This is a genomic window from Nocardioides mangrovi (assembly GCF_020073815.1).
Classification (GTDB): Bacteria; Actinomycetota; Actinomycetes; order Propionibacteriales; family Nocardioidaceae; genus Nocardioides; species Nocardioides mangrovi.
The window spans coordinates 247,242-263,192 of record NZ_JAIQZJ010000003.1; the positions used below are offsets into that span (position 1 = coordinate 247,242).

The following is a 15,951-nucleotide window of genomic DNA, read 5'->3' on the forward strand; positions in this document are numbered from 1 at the left end:
ACCCTACTGAATATCTGTCAACAAGAGAAGAGCTCGACGAAACGGGCCAGCAGCCGGGGCGGGTGCTCGACGTGGCTCGACCGCGCCATCGCGACCAGGCCGTCGGCCTCGGGCGGGTCGAAGTAGCCGTGGCCGGCGTAGGTGCGGATGCGCAGGACGAGGCCCTCGATGTCGAGCTCGGGGTGGAACTGCGTGGCGTAGACGCGCTGCTTGATCCGGAAGGCGTGGACCGGGCAGTCGGCGCTGGAGGCCAGCAGGACGGCGCCGTCCGGGAGCCGGCTGACCGCTTCCTTGTGGCCGAGGAACGCCTGGAACGTCGGGGGCATGGTGCCGAGGAGCGGGTCCTCGCGGCCGGCGTCGGTGAGGGCGATCTCGCGGGCGGAGATCGGCTCGGCGTACGTGCGGTCGACGACGCCGCCCCGGAGCGTGCCGAGCACGCCGACGCCGTAGCAGGCGCCGAGGAAGGGCGCGTCCCGGTCGACGGCCTGCTCGGCGAGGACCTTGAGCTCGGCCTCGGCGCGCTGCTGGGCCGGGCTCTTGGTGTCCTCGGGATCGCTGGTGTTGAACGGCCCACCGCCGAGGATCACGCCGGACCAGTCGTCGAGGTCGACCGGACCGACGGTGTCGAGGCTGTCGCGCTCGAGCCGGACCCGGCGCACGTCGCGCTCGTCGAGACCCGCACAGCGGAGCACGGCGGCGTACTCGCTGTCCGCCGCGGCGTCCTCGGCGCGGGTGCCGATGAAGAGGAACGGCTTCACACCTGGACCGCCACACCCTTCTCGATGAGGGCGTCGACGTCGCCGATGCCCCAGGCGGTGAGCGCCTCGAGGGTGTGCTCGCCGGCGACCTTCGACGGCGGCAGGCCGAGGCTCGGCGCGGTGCGGGAGAAGCGCGGCGCCGGCATCGGCTGGGTGATGCCTTCGTGCTCGACGAAGACGCCGCGGCCCTTCATGTGCGGGTGCTCGACCGCCTCGGTGAAGGGGATGATCCCGGCGACGCAGGCGTCCGTGCCCTCGAAGATCGCGACCCACTCGGCCTGGGTCTTGGTCATGAAGGTCTCGGTGAGGATCGCCCGCATCTCGTCGTACCGCTCCGGCTCGCCCTGCCCCGGGCAGGTGTCCTTGACGCCGAGGATGGTGACGAGCGCGTCGAAGAACTGCGGCTCCAGCGACCCGACCGACACGTGCTTGCCGTCCGAGGTCTCGTAGATGTCGTAGAAGGGGACGCCGCCGTCGAGCAGGTTGGTGGCGCGCTCCTCGCGGTAGCCGCCGCTGGCGAGGAACGCCGCGGTCATCGCGTTGAGGTGGGCGGTGCCGTCGACGATCGCGGCGTCGATCACCTGGCCCTGGCCGGAGACCTTCGCCTCGAGGAGGGCGGCGAGGATGCCGATGACGAGGTACGTCGAGCCGCCGCCGAAGTCGCCGACCAGGTTGCTCGGGAAGTGCGGGCGGCTCTTGTCCTGGCCCATCATGTGCAGCGCGCCGGTGATGGCGATGTAGTTCATGTCGTGGCCGGCCGCCTGCGCGAGCGGGCCGTCCTGGCCCCAGCCGGTCATCCGGCCGTAGACGACCGTCGGGTTGACCGCCAGGCAGTCCTCGGGGCCGAGCCCCAGGCGCTCGGTGACGCCCGGTCGCATGCCCTCGATCACCACGTCGGCGGTCTTCACCAGCTCGAGCACGGTGGCGACGGCCTCCGGGTCCTTGAGGTTGAGCGCCACGCTCGGCCGACCGCGGTTGAGCACCATCGTCGCCCCGCCGGCCAGCATCTGCCCGCCCGGCCGCTCGACCCGGATCACGTCCGCGCCCAGGTCGGCCAGGATCATGCACGCGTGCGGCCCCGGCCCGATGCCCGCGATCTCGACGACCTTCACGCCCCGCAGCGGTCCGGTGCCCTGCCCCAGCTCGTAGCTCATGCCTCGCATGATGACAGAAGTGCTGTCAGCGTCGGGGGGCGGCGCGATCCGTGCGGCGGTGGGTTCGGCTCGGTTTTCCCGAGCGAAAGCGAGCCGAACCCACCGCTGGACGGCCAGTAATCGTCCACAGCGAGCGCTCGAACACCTGAATCCACAGGGCGCTGTCGGTCCTGGCTCGGGCCTCGGGCTCTCGGGTTGGACTCCGGGCATGCGACCGATCCCCGAAACCCTGATGCACGGGCCGTTCAGCCGCGCTCAGGCGCTCGACGTCGGCGTCTCCAAAAAGATGCTCGAAGGCCGACGATTCGTGCCGATCTACCGCGGTGTCTGGCGACACGTGGCGCACGAGATGACCCCGGACGACTGGGTGGTCGCGGCTCGTCTGGCCCTGCCGGCGTCCGCCCATCTGACCGGCATCAGCCGGATCCAGCAGCTGGGTCTCGACTTCGGGCCGCGTCTTCCGGTGCGGTTCGTCGTCGAGGGCGACCTGCACCTGGCCTTCGACAACGTCTTCCTGCACCGCACGAAGCGCCTGGCCCCCACCGACCACGTCGGCGTGGTACCGGCTGCCGCCTTCATCGCCTACTGCGCTCGCGCGCGGGTGATCGACGCAATCAAGGTTGGCGACTGGCTCCTTCACGAGGGTCACACCACCCTCGCCGAGATCAGGACCCTGGCGCTGGCTGGTCAATGGCGGCACGGCGCCGACGAGGCGATCTGGCTCCTCGACCACCTCGATGCCAGGTCGAGATCGTTGAAGGAGAGTGAGGCTCGCGCCATCCTCTGCTTCGCCGGACTCCCGCGGCCCGCCGTGAACGTCGCGCTGCCGGTGGGCGAGCACGTCAAGGTGATCGGTGATCTCTGGTACGCGGAGTGGAACACCCTGATCGAGTACGAAGGCACTCACCACCAGCAAGACCGGACCACCTATCTCGGCGACCTCGACAGGTACGCGCTCATCCGGGGCGCGTCGATCAACTACGTCCAGGTCGCGAAGGAACGGCTCGATCACGCCCGCACCTTCGTCGGAACAGTCTTCCGTGCACTTGTCGATGCCGGCTACGACGGGCAGCCGCCGACCTTTGGCGACCGATGGGACCTGCTCTTCGGCGGCGTGTCCGTCGCGGTCGGTCCGCGGAAGGACCGGGACCGCCACTCAGCGGTGGGTTAGGCACCGTTTCCACCCTGCCAACCGAGCCGAACCCACCGCCGCCTGGGCGGACGACGGGTCAGCGGTGGGTTGCGCTCGGTCTCAGTCGTACAAACCGAGCCGAACCCACCGCTCCACGGCTCAGGCCGGCGGCAGCACCCGCGCCAGGAACTGCCGGGTCCGCTCCTCGCGGGGCGAGCTGAAGATCTGGGCGGGCGGGCCCTGCTCGAGGATCCGGCCCTCGTGGAGGAAGCAGACCTGGGTGGCGACGTCGCGGGCGAAGGCCATCTCGTGGGTGGCGATCACCATCGTCGTGCCGGCGGCGGCCTCGGCGCGGACGATCGAGAGGACCTCGCCGACCAGCTCGGGGTCGAGCGCGGCGGTGATCTCGTCGAGCAGCAGCAGCGTGGGCGAGGTGCACATCGCGCGGACCAGGGCGGCGCGCTGCTGCTGGCCACCGGACAGCCGGTCGGGGTGCTTGGTCGCGTGCTCCTCGAGCCCGAAGCGGGACAGCAGCTCGAGCGCCCGTGCCTCGGCGTCCGCCTTCCGTACGCCGTGGACGCGGCGCGGCGCGAGGGTGCAGTTGTCGAGGACGGTCAGGTGCGGGAAGAGGTTGTAGGCCTGGAAGACCATCCCGATCCGGGACCGGACGGCGCGCGCGTCGACCCGCGGGTCGGAGATCTCGCGGCCGTCGAAGCTGATGACGCCGTCGTCGATCTCCTCGAGCAGGTTGAGGCAGCGCAGCAAGGTCGACTTCCCCGAGCCGGACGAGCCGATCAGGCAGACCACCTCGTGCGGCTCGACCGACAGCGAGACGTCGTCGAGGACGACGCGGTCGCCGTACGACTTCCGGAGACCGGAGACGGACAGGAGGCTCGCAGCGTCAGTCACAGCGTCACTCACAGGGCACCCGCCAGCTCACGTCGCCGCATCCGCGCGGTCAGCCAGTCGCACAGCCGCGCGAGCGGCACGGTCATCGCGATGAAGAAGGCGGCGACCACGAGGTAGGGCGTGAAGTTGAAGTTGTAGAGGGAGTAGTCGCGCGAGGTCGCGAGGGCCTCGAAGACACCGGCCGCGGACGCGAGCGCGGTGTCCTTCTGCAGCGAGACGAAGTCGTTGAGCAGCGGGGGTACGACGCGGCGCACCGCCTGCGGCACGACCACGTGCCGCAGGGCCTGGCCGCGGGAGAGCCCGAGCGCCTCGGCGCTGGCCCACTGCGAGGGGTGCACGGACTGGATGCCGGACCGGAACACCTCGGCGACGTACGCGCTGTAGCTGATGACCAGCGCCACCGTCGCCCAGAAGAAGGGGCTCTTCGGCAGGCCCTGCAGCTCGAGGGCGGGCATGCCGTAGGCCATCACGTAGACGAGCAGGATCGTCGGGATGCCGCGGACGACGTCGGTGTAGACGATCGCGGAGATCCGCAGCGGGGTCAGCCACGCGGAGCGGCTCACCCGGGCCATCGCGATCAGCATCGCGAAGACCAGGATGAAGACCTCGGCGATCAGGAACATCTTGATGTTCAGCCAGATCGCGTCCCAGACGTCCGGGAGCGAGTCCTTGGCGTCCGACCAGCTCAGGAAGTAGTCCTGGAAGCGCGGCCACCCCGGGGACGCGGTGATGCCGAACCCGACGACGACGTAGACCAGCACCGTCATCGCGGTCGCGATCAGGACCGATCGCGTCCGCAGCCGCCGGCGTACCCGCCGGCGCTCCAGCTCGTGCTCGCTCGGTGACCAGTCGGTCACTGGAGCTCGGGGACGTTCACGGTGTCGGAGAGCCACTGCTTCTCGAGCTGGTCGAGCGTGCCGTCGTCCTTGAGCGCGGCGAGCGCCTGGTCGACGCACGGGACGAGCGCGCTGCCCTTCTCGAAGAGCATGCCGAACTCCTCCTGCTCACCGGTCTCCGGCTGGAACTGCCCGATGATCGTGCTCTTCGGGATCTCGACGGCGGAGATGTAGAACGCGGTGGGCAGGTCGGCCAGGATCGCGTCGACCTGGTCGTTCTCCAGGGCGCTCTTGGCGGCGTTGGTGTCCTCGAAGACGGCCGGGTCGCTGTCGGGCTGGATGACGTCGCGGATCGCGGTCAGCGACGTGGTGCCGGTCTGGGCGCCGAGCCGCAGGCCCTTGAGGTCGGCGAGGCTCGTCGCCTCGGCACCGGGGGTGCCCTTGAGCGCGATGACGGCCTGCGACGCGGCGTAGTAGCCGTCCGAGAAGTCGACCACCTCGGCACGCTTCGGCGTGATCGAGATCTGGTTGATGTCGAAGTCGAAGTCCTTCGGGCCGGGCGCGTAGGACTTGTTGAAGGGCTCCTTGACCCAGGTCACCTGGTCCTGGCTGAAGCCGAGCTGCTCGGCGACGGCGTAGGCCACCGCGGACTCGTAGCCCTTGCCGTTGCCCGGGTCGTTGTCGACGAACCACGGCTCGTACGCCGGGGAGTCCGTGGCGATCGTGAGCTGGCCGTCGGTGCGCAGCGGCAGCGAGTCGAGGTCGCACGACCCGGTGCTGCCGGAGGCGGACGGGTCGGAGGCGGAGGAGCCGTCGGACTCCGGGGCGCACGCGGCGGCGGCGACGATGAACGGGATCACGGCCGCGGCGGCCAGGGTGCGACGTACCAGCATGGCCAGAATCGTAGGGCTACCGTCGCAGCATGCGCCGGGCGACTGCTGCTTCTGTAGCCGCGGTCACGCTCGCCACCGGGTGCACGTCCAGCCCACCGGACGATCCCCCGCCCGTGCCCCGGACCCAGACCACCGCGCCGGCGCCGACCGTGACCGCGTCGCCGCCGGCCACCTTCGAGGCGGCGCGGGCGATGCGCACGGTACGGCACCTGGCCGGCCGGATCGGCCCGCGGCTGGCGACCGGGCCGGCCTTCCGCGAGGCGGCGGAGTGGGTGGCCGACGCGCTCCGCGAGCGGGGGTACGACGTCCGCCGCCAGTCCTTCGACGTGCCCGCCGGCGACTCATGGGGCGTGCCGGTCGCCGCCGGCCGCTCCACCAACGTGATCGCGACTCCGGCCGACTTCGACCCGGACGCGCCGTACGTCCTGGTCGGCGCGCACCTCGACACCGTCGCCGTCGCGCCGGGCGCGGAGGACAACGCGTCCGGGGTCGCGGTCCTGCTCGAGCTCGGCCGCGTGCTCGGCGGCACGGGTCAGGTGGTGCTGGTGGCCTTCGGCGGCGAGGAGCCGCGCGGGCCCGGCGACCTGCACCACTTCGGGTCGACGGCATACGTCGCCGCGATGTCGCCGGCCGAGCGCCGCCACCTGAGCGGCATGGTCGCCATGGACCGGGTCGGCGTCGGGGCGGTCGTGCCGCTGTCGTCGGTCGCGGGCACCCCGACCGCCACCCGCGATCGGCTCGCCCGGATCGGCGACGGCCTCGCCGTCCCGACCCTCGTGGAGACCGACGCGGCCAGCGACCACGAGTCCTTCGCCGACGCCGGGCTGCCCGCGGCGCGGATCGGCAGCACGCCGTACGCCGGCTACCACTCGGCGGCCGACGTGCCCGCCGTCGTCAGCCCGGCGCAGCTGCGCCGGGTCGGCGAGCTGGTCACCGCCTGGGCGCGGCGAGCGAGCTGAACGCCCAGAACGGGTCGAGCACCGACCCGGCGTCCGTGACCGGGACGACGTGCGGCGCGAAGTCGTCGTCCATCCGGTAGGGCACGAAGTCGGCCGCCATCAGCCGGCCGCCCCAGAAGGTCGCCTCGAGCACCAGCCCCTCCATCGTCTGCGGCGAGAAGTCCATGTCGAAGACGAAGTTGCCGAGCGAGTGCACGACCAGCGCGTCGCCGACCTGCTCGGCGCCCTGCACCCAGTGCGGGTGCCCCCCGACCACGAGGTCCGCGCCGGCGCGGACCAGCGCCCGCGCCACGACGTGCTGCACCGGCTCGGGCCGGTGGGTGTACTGCGTGCCCCAGTGCGGCAGCACGACCACCACGTCGACCCGGCGTGCGAGCCGGCGTACGTCGCCGAGGACCCGGTCGAGCTCGGCCCGGTCGAGTGGGCCGGTCCGCGGCGGCATGCTCACGGCGTTGGCGCCCGGCTGGTCCGGGCCGGCCTCGGGGGTCTCGCCGATCGCGTTGAAGCCGAGGAACCCGAAGCGGATCCCGTGCCGCGCGACCACCACCGGCGCCCGGGCCTCGGCGAGGTCCGCGCCGGCGCCGAAGGGCCGGAGCCCACCCGCGTCGAGGAGCCGCACGGTCTGCTCCAGCGCGCGGTCGCCGTAGTCGCCGGCGTGGTTGTTGGCCAGGTCGAGCGCGTCGAACCCCGCCCCGCGCAGGTCGGCGCGCACCGACGGCGAGGCGTGGAAGGAGTCGCCGCCCTGGGTCGGCGCACCGTCGTCGGAGAGCGTGCTCTCCAGGTTGCCGACGGTGATGTCCGCGGCCGCGAGCCGCTCGGACATCGGCGCCAGCGGGTCGCCGCTCACCCCGCGGCCGAGCATGACGTCACCGACCACGGTCAGGGTCGTCACCGGCGCGGGTGCGGGACCCTGCACCTGGACGGCGTACGACGCGGGGTCGCGCAGCGGGTCCACGCCGTCGACGGTCGCGACCCGCAGCGCGGGGGTCATCGCGTCCGCGACCTCGATCGCGATGGTGTCCATCGGCAGGTGTCGCAGCCCTGGCGACAGGTCGGTGGTCCGCAGGCGCCCGCCGGCCTGGCCGACCTGCGACCACCGGTGGATCGCGCCGCGCTGCAGCCGGTCGGCCTGCCGCGTGGTGAGGTCGAGCGGCGGCCTACGGGCGTTGACGGCGAAGACCAGCGGGCGGGTGGTGAGGTCGTCGAGGTCCTCGGTGACCCACGGCGGCGGCGACGTGGGCAGGGGTGCCGAGGACGACGGTGAGGCGGACGTCGGCCCCACCGACGACGGCGGCCGGGACCCGCCGCCCGGGTAGTCGGTGCACCCGGCGGCGAGCACCGCCAGCACCACGACCCACCCGGCCTGCGACCGCATGACCCAACGGTAGGTTGCCGGGGTGATCGAGGACCTCTCGGACGACGAAGCCCGCCGCGCGCTGCCCCTGAAGTGGGAGGACCCGGACACGGTCCCGGCCTGGGTCGCCGAGATGGACTTCCGGCAGGCCGAGCCGATCACGCAGGCGCTCGTCGACGCCGTCCGCGACGGTGCGCTCGGCTACCCGCCGCACGCCGACGAGCTCGGCTCGTCGTTCGCCGACTTCGCCCACCGCCACTGGGACTGGTCGGTCCCGGCAGAGGCCTCGGTGCCGACCGGCGGCGTCATCGCCGGCGTCCGGCTCGCGCTCGAGGTGCTCTGCCCGCCGGGACCTGTCGTGGTGCCGCTGCCCTGCTACCCGCCCTTCCGCGACGTCGTCGAGGTGACCGGCCGCGAGGTCGTCGGCGTGACCGTCGACCCCGACAGCGAGCCCGCCGCGCTCGACCTCGGGCAGGTCGAGGCGGCGTTCGCCGCCGGCGCCCGCACCTTCCTGCTCTGCAACCCGCACAACCCGCTCGGCCGGGTCCCCTCCCGCGCCGAGCTGGGCGCGCTCGCCGACCTCGCCCGCGCGTACGACGTCCGGGTGATCACCGACGAGATCCACGGCCCGCTGGTGCTGTCCGGCGCGACGTTCACGCCGTACCTCACCGTCGACGAGCGCGCCGTCCTGGTCACCAGCCCGAGCAAGTCCTTCAACATGCCGGCCGTCCACGGGGCCCAGCTCGTGGTGCTCGACCCGGACGACCAGAAGGCCCTGCGCTCCGTGCCGATCCCGGCGCAGAACACCTGGTCGGCGCTCGGCGTCGTCGCCGGCACCGCCGCCTGGCGCGACGGCGACGCCTGGCTCGCCGCGCTGCTGTCCCGGCTGTCGGTGCAGCGCGAGGTCCTCGAGGAGCTGGTCGCCGACCGGCTCCCCCGCGCCCGGATGCGCCGGCTGGAGGCGACGTACCTCGCCTGGCTCGACCTGCGCGCGTACGGCGTCGCCGACCCGGCCGCGGCCGCGCTCGACCAGGGCGCGCGGGTCGCGCCGGGCCACGACTACCAGCCGGGCCTCGACGGCCACGTCCGGATCAACGTCGCCACCAGCCCGGACCGGCTGGAGCACGTGGTCAACGCGCTCGCGCGCGCCGTGATGGGCTGACGCGCTCGCGCGAAGCAGGATTCACCGGTGCACCGGTGAATCCTGCACTTCTCAGGCATTGCAACAGCCGATAAGTGCAGGAGTCCCCTGAGAAGTACGCCGGATCGGCGACCTCAGCCGATCGACTTGGTCTGCGCGGCGATCACGTCGGCGTACCACTGGAAGGACCGCTTGGGGGTCCGCACCTGGGTCTCGTAGTCGACGTGCACGAGGCCGAAGCGCTGGGTGTAGCCCTCGGCCCACTCGAAGTTGTCCATGAGCGACCACGTGTAGTAGCCGCGGACGTCGACGCCGCGCTGGCAGGCGGTCGCGACCGCCTGCAGGTGGGCGTCGAGGTAGTCGATGCGGGCCTGGTCGTCGACCACGCCGTGCTCGTCCGGGCCGACGTTGTAGGCGCAGCCGGACTCGGTGATGACGATCGGCGGGAGGGCGGCGCGGTAGCGGGCGCGGAGCACGATGAGGTACTCGCGCAGCGCGTCCGGGACGACCGGCCAGCCGAAGTCGGTGACCGGGTAGCCGAGGAGCTCGCGGAACTCGAAGGGCATCTCCGCGTCCTCGGACGTCGCGCCGATCTTGAACGGGTTGTAGTAGTTGAGCCCGTAGAAGTCGAGCGGCTGCCGGATCACCGACAGGTCGCCGTCGCGGACCACGCCCTCGAGCAGCGGCTCGAGGTCGGCCGGGTAGCGGCCGAGCAGCATCGGCTCGGTGAACATGCCGTTCCACAGCGCGTCGAAGAGCTTCGAGGCACCCACGTCCGCCTCGTCGTCGCTGGCCGGCCACATCGGGGCGTGGTTGTTGGCGCAGCCGACGCTGGTCGCGCCGGCGGCGCGCAGCGCGATCGCCGCGCGGCCGTGGCCGAGGAGCAGGTGGTGGGCGACGGGGACGGCGTCGAACATCAGCGACTGACCGGGCGCGTGGGTGCCGATCGCGTGGCCGAGCATCATCACGACGTTGGGCTCGTTGACCGGGATCCAGTGCTCGACCCGGTCGCCGAGCGCCTCACCGACGATCGCGGCGTAGTCGGCGAAGCGGTCGACCGTCGCCCGGTTGAGCCAGCCGCCGTCGTCCTGCAGCGCCTGCGGCAGGTCCCAGTGGTAGAGCGTCACCATCGGCTGGACGTCGGCGGCGAGCAGCTCGTCGACGAGGCGGTCGTAGAACGCGAGACCCGCCGCGTTGGGCGCGCCCGAGCCGGTCGGCTGGATCCGCGGCCACGACACCGAGAGCCGGTAGCCGCCGACCCCGAGCCGCTTCATCAGCGCGACGTCCTCGGCGTACCGGTGGTAGTGGTCGCAGGCCACGTCGCCGGTCGAGCCGTCGACGATCCGGCCCTCCTGGTGGGTGAAGGTGTCCCAGATGCTGGGGCCCTTCCCGTCCTCGCTCGCCGCTCCCTCGATCTGGTACGACGCCGTGCTGGTGCCGAATCGGAAGCCGGGCGGGAGCTGCGGGAGGGGCACGGCACAATCATGCAGGTGGCTGTGGAGATCCGTCGGGGAACCGATCGCTACCTCACCCGGGGTGAGGGCTATTTCACCCGGCACTCGTTCGCGTTCGGAGGTCACTACGACCCGGAGAACGTGCGCTTCGGCCGCCTCGTCTGCCACGACGACCACCGGCTCAAGGCGGGCGCCGGCTTCCCCGACCACGAGCACCGCGACGTCGAGATCGTGACGTGGGTGCTGTCCGGCTCGCTCGAGCACAGCGACTCCGAGGGCCACACCGCCACCGTGCGGCCGGGCGAGGTCCAGGTGCTCTCCGCCGGCTCCGGCGTGACGCACGCGGAGGTCGCCGGCCCCGAGGGGCAGGTCCGGTTCGTCCAGGCGTGGCTGACCCCCGAGGAGCCCGGCACGACGCCGGCGTACGACGTCCGCCCGGTGTCCCTCGAGCCCGGCGCACTCACCGAGGTGGTGACCCTCGGCGACGCCACGCTGCTGGTCGCACGGCTCGATGCCGGCCAGACCGTGACCCTCCCGGACGCGCCGCTGCAGCACGTCTTCGTCGCGGGCGGCGCGCTGACCCGCTCGTCGCTGGCCGAGCCGCTCGCCGACGGCGACGCGTTCCGGATCACCGACGAGCCGGGCCACGAGGTCACCGCCGCCGTGCCGACCCAGCTGATGGTGTGGACGTTCCGGTAGCTCAGCAGATGATGCCGACCGCGCCGGGGACGACCTCGACCACCATCGGGTCGGCGAGGAGCGGGGGCAGGGTGCCGAGCGGCTCGCCGTCGCCGCCGACCGGGATCGGGGCGCGACCGGTGCCGGCCACCTCGACCCGCTTGCCGGACAGGACGGTGACCTCGTCGAGCGCGACGTGGGCACCGTCGTAGACCTTCGGCAGCGAGCGCATCAGGGCGATCCGCGAGGCCGCCTCGATGACCACGACGTCGAGGACGCCGTCGGTGACGGACGCGGGCGGCGCGATCTGCATCCCCTTCCCGTAGTAGGCCGAGTTGGCGACCACGACGGTGGCGGCGGCGTACTCCCGCTCCTCACCGTCGACCGAGACCCGGTAGCGACCGGGGCGGTACGTCGCGAGGGCGCGGAGCGCGGCGTAGGGGTACTGCAGCCGCCGCGGCAGCCAGCCGGCCCGGTCGACGATCTCGGCGGCGCGGGCGTCGACGCCCGCGTAAACCGACCCGGCCACGAGCCGGCGCTCGCCGGGGCCGGTGACGGCGAGCAGGTCGACCCGTCGTACGTCGCCCTCGAGCAGCAGTCGTGCCTGCGCCTCGGGGTCGTCGGGGAGGCCGAGCATCCGCGCGAAGTCGTTGCCGCGGCCGGCCGGCAGCACGGCCAGCGTCCCGGACCGGGCCGAGACCAGGCCGGCCAGCGAGGAGAGCATGCCGTCTCCGCCGACCGAGACCACGACGTCGCCGCGCTCGACCGCCTCGTCGACGAGGCCGACCATCGCGTGCGGGCCGGGTGAGTAGGTGACGTCGACGGTGGCGCCGGCCTCGCGCAGCAGCCGGGCGACGGGCACGACCGCGCCGGGTGCGGCGCCGCCGCCGGCGCTCGGGTTGACCAGGAAGGTGAAGGCTCTGCTGTTCCCCGGGGAGCTCACGGGACCATCACCCCCGGGTTGAGGACCCCGGTCGGGTCGAGGTCGGCCTTGACCGCGCGCAGGACCGAGACGCCGAGCGGCCCGATCTCCCGGGCGAACCACGGCTTGTGGTCGGTGCCGACCGCGTGGTGGTGGGTGATCGTCGCGCCGGCGTCGATCATCGCGTCGCTCGCGGCGGCCTTGGCGCGGCCCCAGCGCTCGAGCGGCGCGTCACCCTCGGGCGCGGCCACGGTGAAGTAGAGCGAGCAGCCGGTCTCGTAGACGTGCGAGATGTGGCAGAGCACGATCGCCGGGTCGCCGAGCTCGGCGGTCAGCGCGCCCTTGACGCCGTCGTACAGGGTGCCGAGGTTGGACCAGAACGTCGCGGTCTCCAGCGTCTCGACGAGCACGCCGACGTCGAGCATCGAGTCGCGGAGGTACGGCGCGTCGAAGCGCCCGTGCGCCCACTTGTCGCCGGCCGCCTCGCCGACCGAGGTGCCACCGAGGCCGGCCAGGACGGCGGTGACCGCGGTGCGCTTGGCCTCCACCGCGGCCGGGGTGCCCTCGAAGCCGGTGATCATCAGGCAGCCCGCCGCGCCCTCGCCGCCGATCGCGGCCGGGTCGGCCAGGTTGATCGCGGTCTCGGCCTCGTCGGAGAGCCGGAGCACGGTCGGCAGCAGGCCCGCCTGGGCGAGGGTGCGCATCGCGGCCGCACCGTCGGCGAAGGACGGCCAGCGCCAGCCCTCGTAGACCTTGACCTCGGCGACCGGACGGACCCGCACGGTGACGGAGGTGATGACCCCGAAGGCGCCCTCGGAGCCGAGGAAGAGCTGGCGCAGGTCGGGCCCGGCCGCGTTGGCCGGTGCCGACCCCAGCTCGAGGCTGCCCCGCGGGGTCGCGACGGTCAGGCCCACGACGAGGGAGTCGAAGCGGCCGAAGCCGGCGCTCGACTGACCGCTGGACCGGGTGGCCGCGAAGCCGCCGATGGAGGCGTACTCGAAGGACTGCGGGAAGTGCCCGAGGGTGACGCCCTCGGTCGCGAGCAGGGCCTCGGCCTCCGGACCGCGCAGGCCGGGCTCGAGGGTCGCAGTCATCGACACGTGGTCGACGGCGAGCAGCTTCTTCATCCGCACCAGGTCGAGGCTGAGCACGCCGGCGTACCCCTCGCGCAGCGCGACCAGGCCGCCGGTCACCGAGGTGCCGCCGCCGAAGGGGACGACGGCGAGGTGCTCGACCACGGCCAGCTCGAGGAGCTCGACGACCTGCTCGTGCGAGGCCGGGCGTACGACGGCGTCGGGCGCGTCGGCGAGGTCGCCGGCCCGGGCCTTGAGGAGGTCGGGCGTCGACTTGCCGCGGGTGCGCAGCCGCCGGGTCTCGTCGTCGGTGTGCACGTGGTCGGGGCCGACGACGGCGGCGATCTTCGCGAGCACGGCGCCGTCGAGGACGGAGGGCGCGAGGGCCGGCTGCTCGACGGCGGGCCGCTCGTCGAGGCCGAACACCATCTCGACGAGGCCGCGGGCCTCGGCGGGCAGGGCGGCGGCGCGGGCCGGGTCGCCCCAGCGGGACGGGTGCATCTCGACGGTCATGCGTTACACTGTGACACATGACGTCACTTCGTCACAACACCGACGAGCAGCCGAGCCCGCGGGACGGCTACCTCGACGCCGCCCGCGACTGCATCCTCGACGTCGGCTGGCGACGGACGACGCTCACCGAGGTCGCCCGCCGGGCCGGGGTCTCCCGGATGACGATCTACCGCGCCTGGCCCGACATGCCGACGCTGCTCGGCGACCTGATGACGCGCGAGTGGGGCGGCGTGGTCGCCGACTCGCTCGCCGAGGAGGACCCGGCCCTGCCGACGGTCGAGCGGCTGGTCGGCGACATCGTCGGGACCGTCCAGCGGCTGCGCGACAACGAGCTCTTCATCCGCATCGTCGACCTCGATCCCGAGCTGATCCTCCCCTACCTCTTCTCCCGCCGGGGCCGCTCGCAGGACGGCATCCTCGAGCTCACCGTGGCCGCGCTCCGCGACGCCCAGGCCGAGGGCGTCGCGCGCGCCGGCAACCCGGTCGCGATGGCCCGCGCCATGCTGCTCGCCGCCCACGGCTTCGTGCTGTCGGCCCACACGATGGTCGACGACGAGGTGTCCGCCGAGGACCTCGACGCCGAGCTGCGCCTGGCCCTGACCCGGAGCCTGCAGCCGTGACCGCTCCGGAGCCGCGGCGGATCACCCCCGGCCTGGTCGACGCTCCCACCGACGTCGACCTCGTCGTGATCGGCCTCGGCATCACCGGCGCCGGCGTCGCCCTCGACGCGGCCAGCCGCGGGCTGTCGGTGCTCGCCGTCGACGCCCACGACCTCGCCTTCGGCACCTCGCGCTGGTCCTCGAAGATGGTCCACGGCGGCCTGCGCTACCTCGCCAAGGGCCAGGTCGGCGTCGCCCACGAGAGCGCCGTCGAGCGCGGCCTCCTCATGGAGGTGACCGCACCCCACCTCACCCACGCGATGCCGTACGTCGTCCCGCTCACCTCCACCGTCACCCGGGTCCAGCAGGCGATGACGCGGGTCGGCATCGCCGCCGGCGACCTGCTCCGCCGCGGCGCTCGCACCGACGCCTCGACCCTCCCGAAGCCACGGCACCTCTCCGCCACCGAGACCCAGCGGCTGGTCCCGGCGCTGCGCCCCGGCGGGCTGCACGGCGCGATGCTCGCCTGGGACGGCCAGCTCGAGGACGACGCCCGCCTGGTCATCACGGTGGCCCGCACGGCCGCGTCGTCCGGCGCCCACGTGCGGACCCGCGCGCGGGTCCTGACCGCTACCGGCACGAGCGTCGAGCTCCGCGACGAGCTGACCGGTGCCACGCACACCGTCACGGCCCGCGCGGTGGTCAACGCGACCGGCGTGTGGGCCGCGAGCCTGGTCGACGGGATCTCGCTGCGACCCAGCCGCGGCACCCACCTGGTGCTCCGTGCCGAGTCCCTGCCCGGCCTGTCGATGTCGGTCTTCTGCCCGGTGCCCGACGAGACCAACCGCTTCGTCATGGTGCTGCCGCAGCCCGACGGCACCGTCTACGCCGGCCTCACCGACGAGCCGGTCGAGGGCGACGTCCCCGACGTCCCGCAGCCGACGGAGGCCGAGATCGGCTTCCTCCTCGACGTGGTGTCGGCGGCCTTCGCCCACCAGCTGCACCGCTCCGACGTGGTCGGCGCGTTCGCGGGCCTGCGCCCCCTGCTCGACAGCAGCGACGGGCGTACGTCGGACCTCTCCCGCCAGCACGCCGTGCTCACCAGCAGCACCGGCGTGATCACGGTCGTGGGCGGCAAGCTCACGACCTACCGCAAGATGGCGGAGGACGCCGTCGACGCGGCGGTCGCCGCCGGCGGCCTGCCGGCCCGGCGGTGCCGCACCCGCGAGCTCCCGCTGCTCGGCGCCGCGTCGCGGTCGGTGCTCGCCGGACTGGAGGAGCCGGCCCGGCTGGTGCGGCGCTTCGGCACCGACGCGGCGCTGGTGCTGGCCGACGCCCGCGAGGTCACCGGCCTGTCCGACGAGGAGCTGCTGGCGCCGGTCTCGGGGCAGGTCCCGGTCACGCTGGCCGAGCTCGTCTTCGGCGTCACCCACGAGGGCGCGGCCGACGTCGACGACCTGCTCGACCGGCGCACCCGGGTCGGGCTGGTGCCCGGCGACCGGGCGGCCGCCGTACCCCTCGCCGAGCGAGCGATGAGTCTGGTGGTCGACGCCGGTCGGTAGTCCCATGCAGACTG

Annotated in this window: 15 protein-coding genes; 6 read left to right on the forward strand and 9 right to left on the reverse strand. The window is 73.0% G+C overall.

All coding sequences use genetic code 11. The annotated features are described in order from the left end of the window. Nucleotides 1-17: 17 nt before the first annotated feature. Together K8U61_RS07805 and K8U61_RS07810 are read right to left on the reverse strand one after the other, a co-directional pair. Nucleotides 18-758, reverse strand: coding sequence for a glutamine amidotransferase (locus K8U61_RS07805; RefSeq protein WP_224122435.1), 741 nt, complete (start codon nucleotides 756-758; stop codon nucleotides 18-20). Then, on the reverse strand, nucleotides 755-1,912 hold the full coding sequence (locus tag K8U61_RS07810; RefSeq protein ID WP_224122436.1) for a CaiB/BaiF CoA transferase family protein: 1,158 nt from the start codon (nucleotides 1,910-1,912) through the stop codon (nucleotides 755-757). Before K8U61_RS07810 ends, K8U61_RS07805 begins: the two co-directional genes overlap by 4 nt. Nucleotides 1,913-2,120: 208 nt before the next feature. Here K8U61_RS07810 and K8U61_RS07815 point away from each other — a divergent pair, with 208 nt between their 5' ends. Beyond that, a complete protein-coding gene (locus K8U61_RS07815; protein ID WP_224122437.1) occupies nucleotides 2,121-3,083 on the forward strand; it encodes a hypothetical protein in 963 nt (320 codons plus the stop codon). Between the two features lie 120 nt (nucleotides 3,084-3,203). Here the strand turns inward: K8U61_RS07815 and K8U61_RS07820 are convergent, their stop codons facing one another. Genes K8U61_RS07820 through K8U61_RS07830 form a run of 3 tightly spaced genes read right to left on the reverse strand, consistent with a single transcriptional unit; the run spans nucleotide 3,204 to nucleotide 5,682 of the window. Next, a complete protein-coding gene (locus tag K8U61_RS07820) occupies nucleotides 3,204-3,953 on the reverse strand; it encodes an amino acid ABC transporter ATP-binding protein (RefSeq protein ID WP_224122438.1) in 750 nt (249 codons plus the stop codon). Nucleotides 3,954-3,961: 8 nt separating this feature from the next. Further along, complete coding sequence (locus tag K8U61_RS07825) at nucleotides 3,962-4,810, reverse strand: amino acid ABC transporter permease (RefSeq protein WP_224122439.1); 849 nt, start codon at nucleotides 4,808-4,810, stop codon at nucleotides 3,962-3,964. Then, the gene (locus tag K8U61_RS07830; protein ID WP_224122440.1) at nucleotides 4,807-5,682 is read right to left on the reverse strand and encodes an ABC transporter substrate-binding protein; all 876 of its coding nucleotides are present in this window, start codon (nucleotides 5,680-5,682) and stop codon (nucleotides 4,807-4,809) included. The genes K8U61_RS07825 and K8U61_RS07830 overlap by 4 nt, the downstream gene beginning before the upstream one ends. Before the next feature lie 113 nt (nucleotides 5,683-5,795). Here K8U61_RS07830 and K8U61_RS07835 point away from each other — a divergent pair, with 113 nt between their 5' ends. Beyond that, nucleotides 5,796-6,641, forward strand: coding sequence for a M28 family metallopeptidase (locus tag K8U61_RS07835; RefSeq protein WP_224122441.1), 846 nt, complete (start codon nucleotides 5,796-5,798; stop codon nucleotides 6,639-6,641). On the opposite strand, the gene K8U61_RS07840 is transcribed toward K8U61_RS07835, so the two are convergent. Next, complete coding sequence (locus K8U61_RS07840; protein WP_224122442.1) at nucleotides 6,613-8,016, reverse strand: CapA family protein; 1,404 nt, start codon at nucleotides 8,014-8,016, stop codon at nucleotides 6,613-6,615. The two genes, K8U61_RS07835 and K8U61_RS07840, sit on opposite strands and share 29 nt — an antisense overlap. A gap of 22 nt (nucleotides 8,017-8,038) precedes the next feature. On the opposite strand from K8U61_RS07840, the gene K8U61_RS07845 reads away from it, so the two are divergent. Continuing rightward, nucleotides 8,039-9,157, forward strand: a complete 1,119-nt coding sequence (locus K8U61_RS07845) for a MalY/PatB family protein (RefSeq protein WP_224122443.1) — start codon at nucleotides 8,039-8,041, stop codon at nucleotides 9,155-9,157. Between the two features lie 113 nt (nucleotides 9,158-9,270). Here the strand turns inward: K8U61_RS07845 and K8U61_RS07850 are convergent, their stop codons facing one another. Beyond that, complete coding sequence (locus K8U61_RS07850) at nucleotides 9,271-10,611, reverse strand: GH1 family beta-glucosidase (RefSeq protein WP_224122444.1); 1,341 nt, start codon at nucleotides 10,609-10,611, stop codon at nucleotides 9,271-9,273. Nucleotides 10,612-10,626: 15 nt separating this feature from the next. Between K8U61_RS07850 and K8U61_RS07855 the strand changes: the two genes are divergently transcribed. Beyond that, nucleotides 10,627-11,289 carry a pirin family protein gene (locus tag K8U61_RS07855; RefSeq protein ID WP_224122445.1) on the forward strand — a complete coding sequence of 221 codons (663 nt, stop codon included), beginning with the start codon at nucleotides 10,627-10,629 and terminating at the stop codon, nucleotides 11,287-11,289. 1 nt (nucleotide 11,290) lies between these two features. Here the strand turns inward: K8U61_RS07855 and K8U61_RS07860 are convergent, their stop codons facing one another. Both K8U61_RS07860 and K8U61_RS07865 read right to left on the reverse strand, forming a co-directional pair. Further along, nucleotides 11,291-12,211: a diacylglycerol/lipid kinase family protein gene (locus tag K8U61_RS07860; RefSeq protein WP_224122446.1), complete on the reverse strand. Its 921-nt coding sequence runs from the start codon at nucleotides 12,209-12,211 to the stop codon at nucleotides 11,291-11,293. Further along, the gene (locus K8U61_RS07865; RefSeq protein ID WP_224122447.1) at nucleotides 12,208-13,776 is read right to left on the reverse strand and encodes an FAD-binding oxidoreductase; all 1,569 of its coding nucleotides are present in this window, start codon (nucleotides 13,774-13,776) and stop codon (nucleotides 12,208-12,210) included. The genes K8U61_RS07860 and K8U61_RS07865 overlap by 4 nt, the downstream gene beginning before the upstream one ends. 17 nt (nucleotides 13,777-13,793) lie before the next feature. Between K8U61_RS07865 and K8U61_RS07870 the strand changes: the two genes are divergently transcribed. Next, entirely contained in the window at nucleotides 13,794-14,396 is a 603-nt protein-coding gene (locus K8U61_RS07870; protein WP_224122448.1) for a TetR/AcrR family transcriptional regulator, read from the forward strand. Next, entirely contained in the window at nucleotides 14,393-15,937 is a 1,545-nt protein-coding gene (locus K8U61_RS07875) for a glycerol-3-phosphate dehydrogenase/oxidase (RefSeq protein ID WP_224122449.1), read from the forward strand. The genes K8U61_RS07870 and K8U61_RS07875 overlap by 4 nt, the downstream gene beginning before the upstream one ends. Nucleotides 15,938-15,951: the final 14 nt, after the last annotated feature.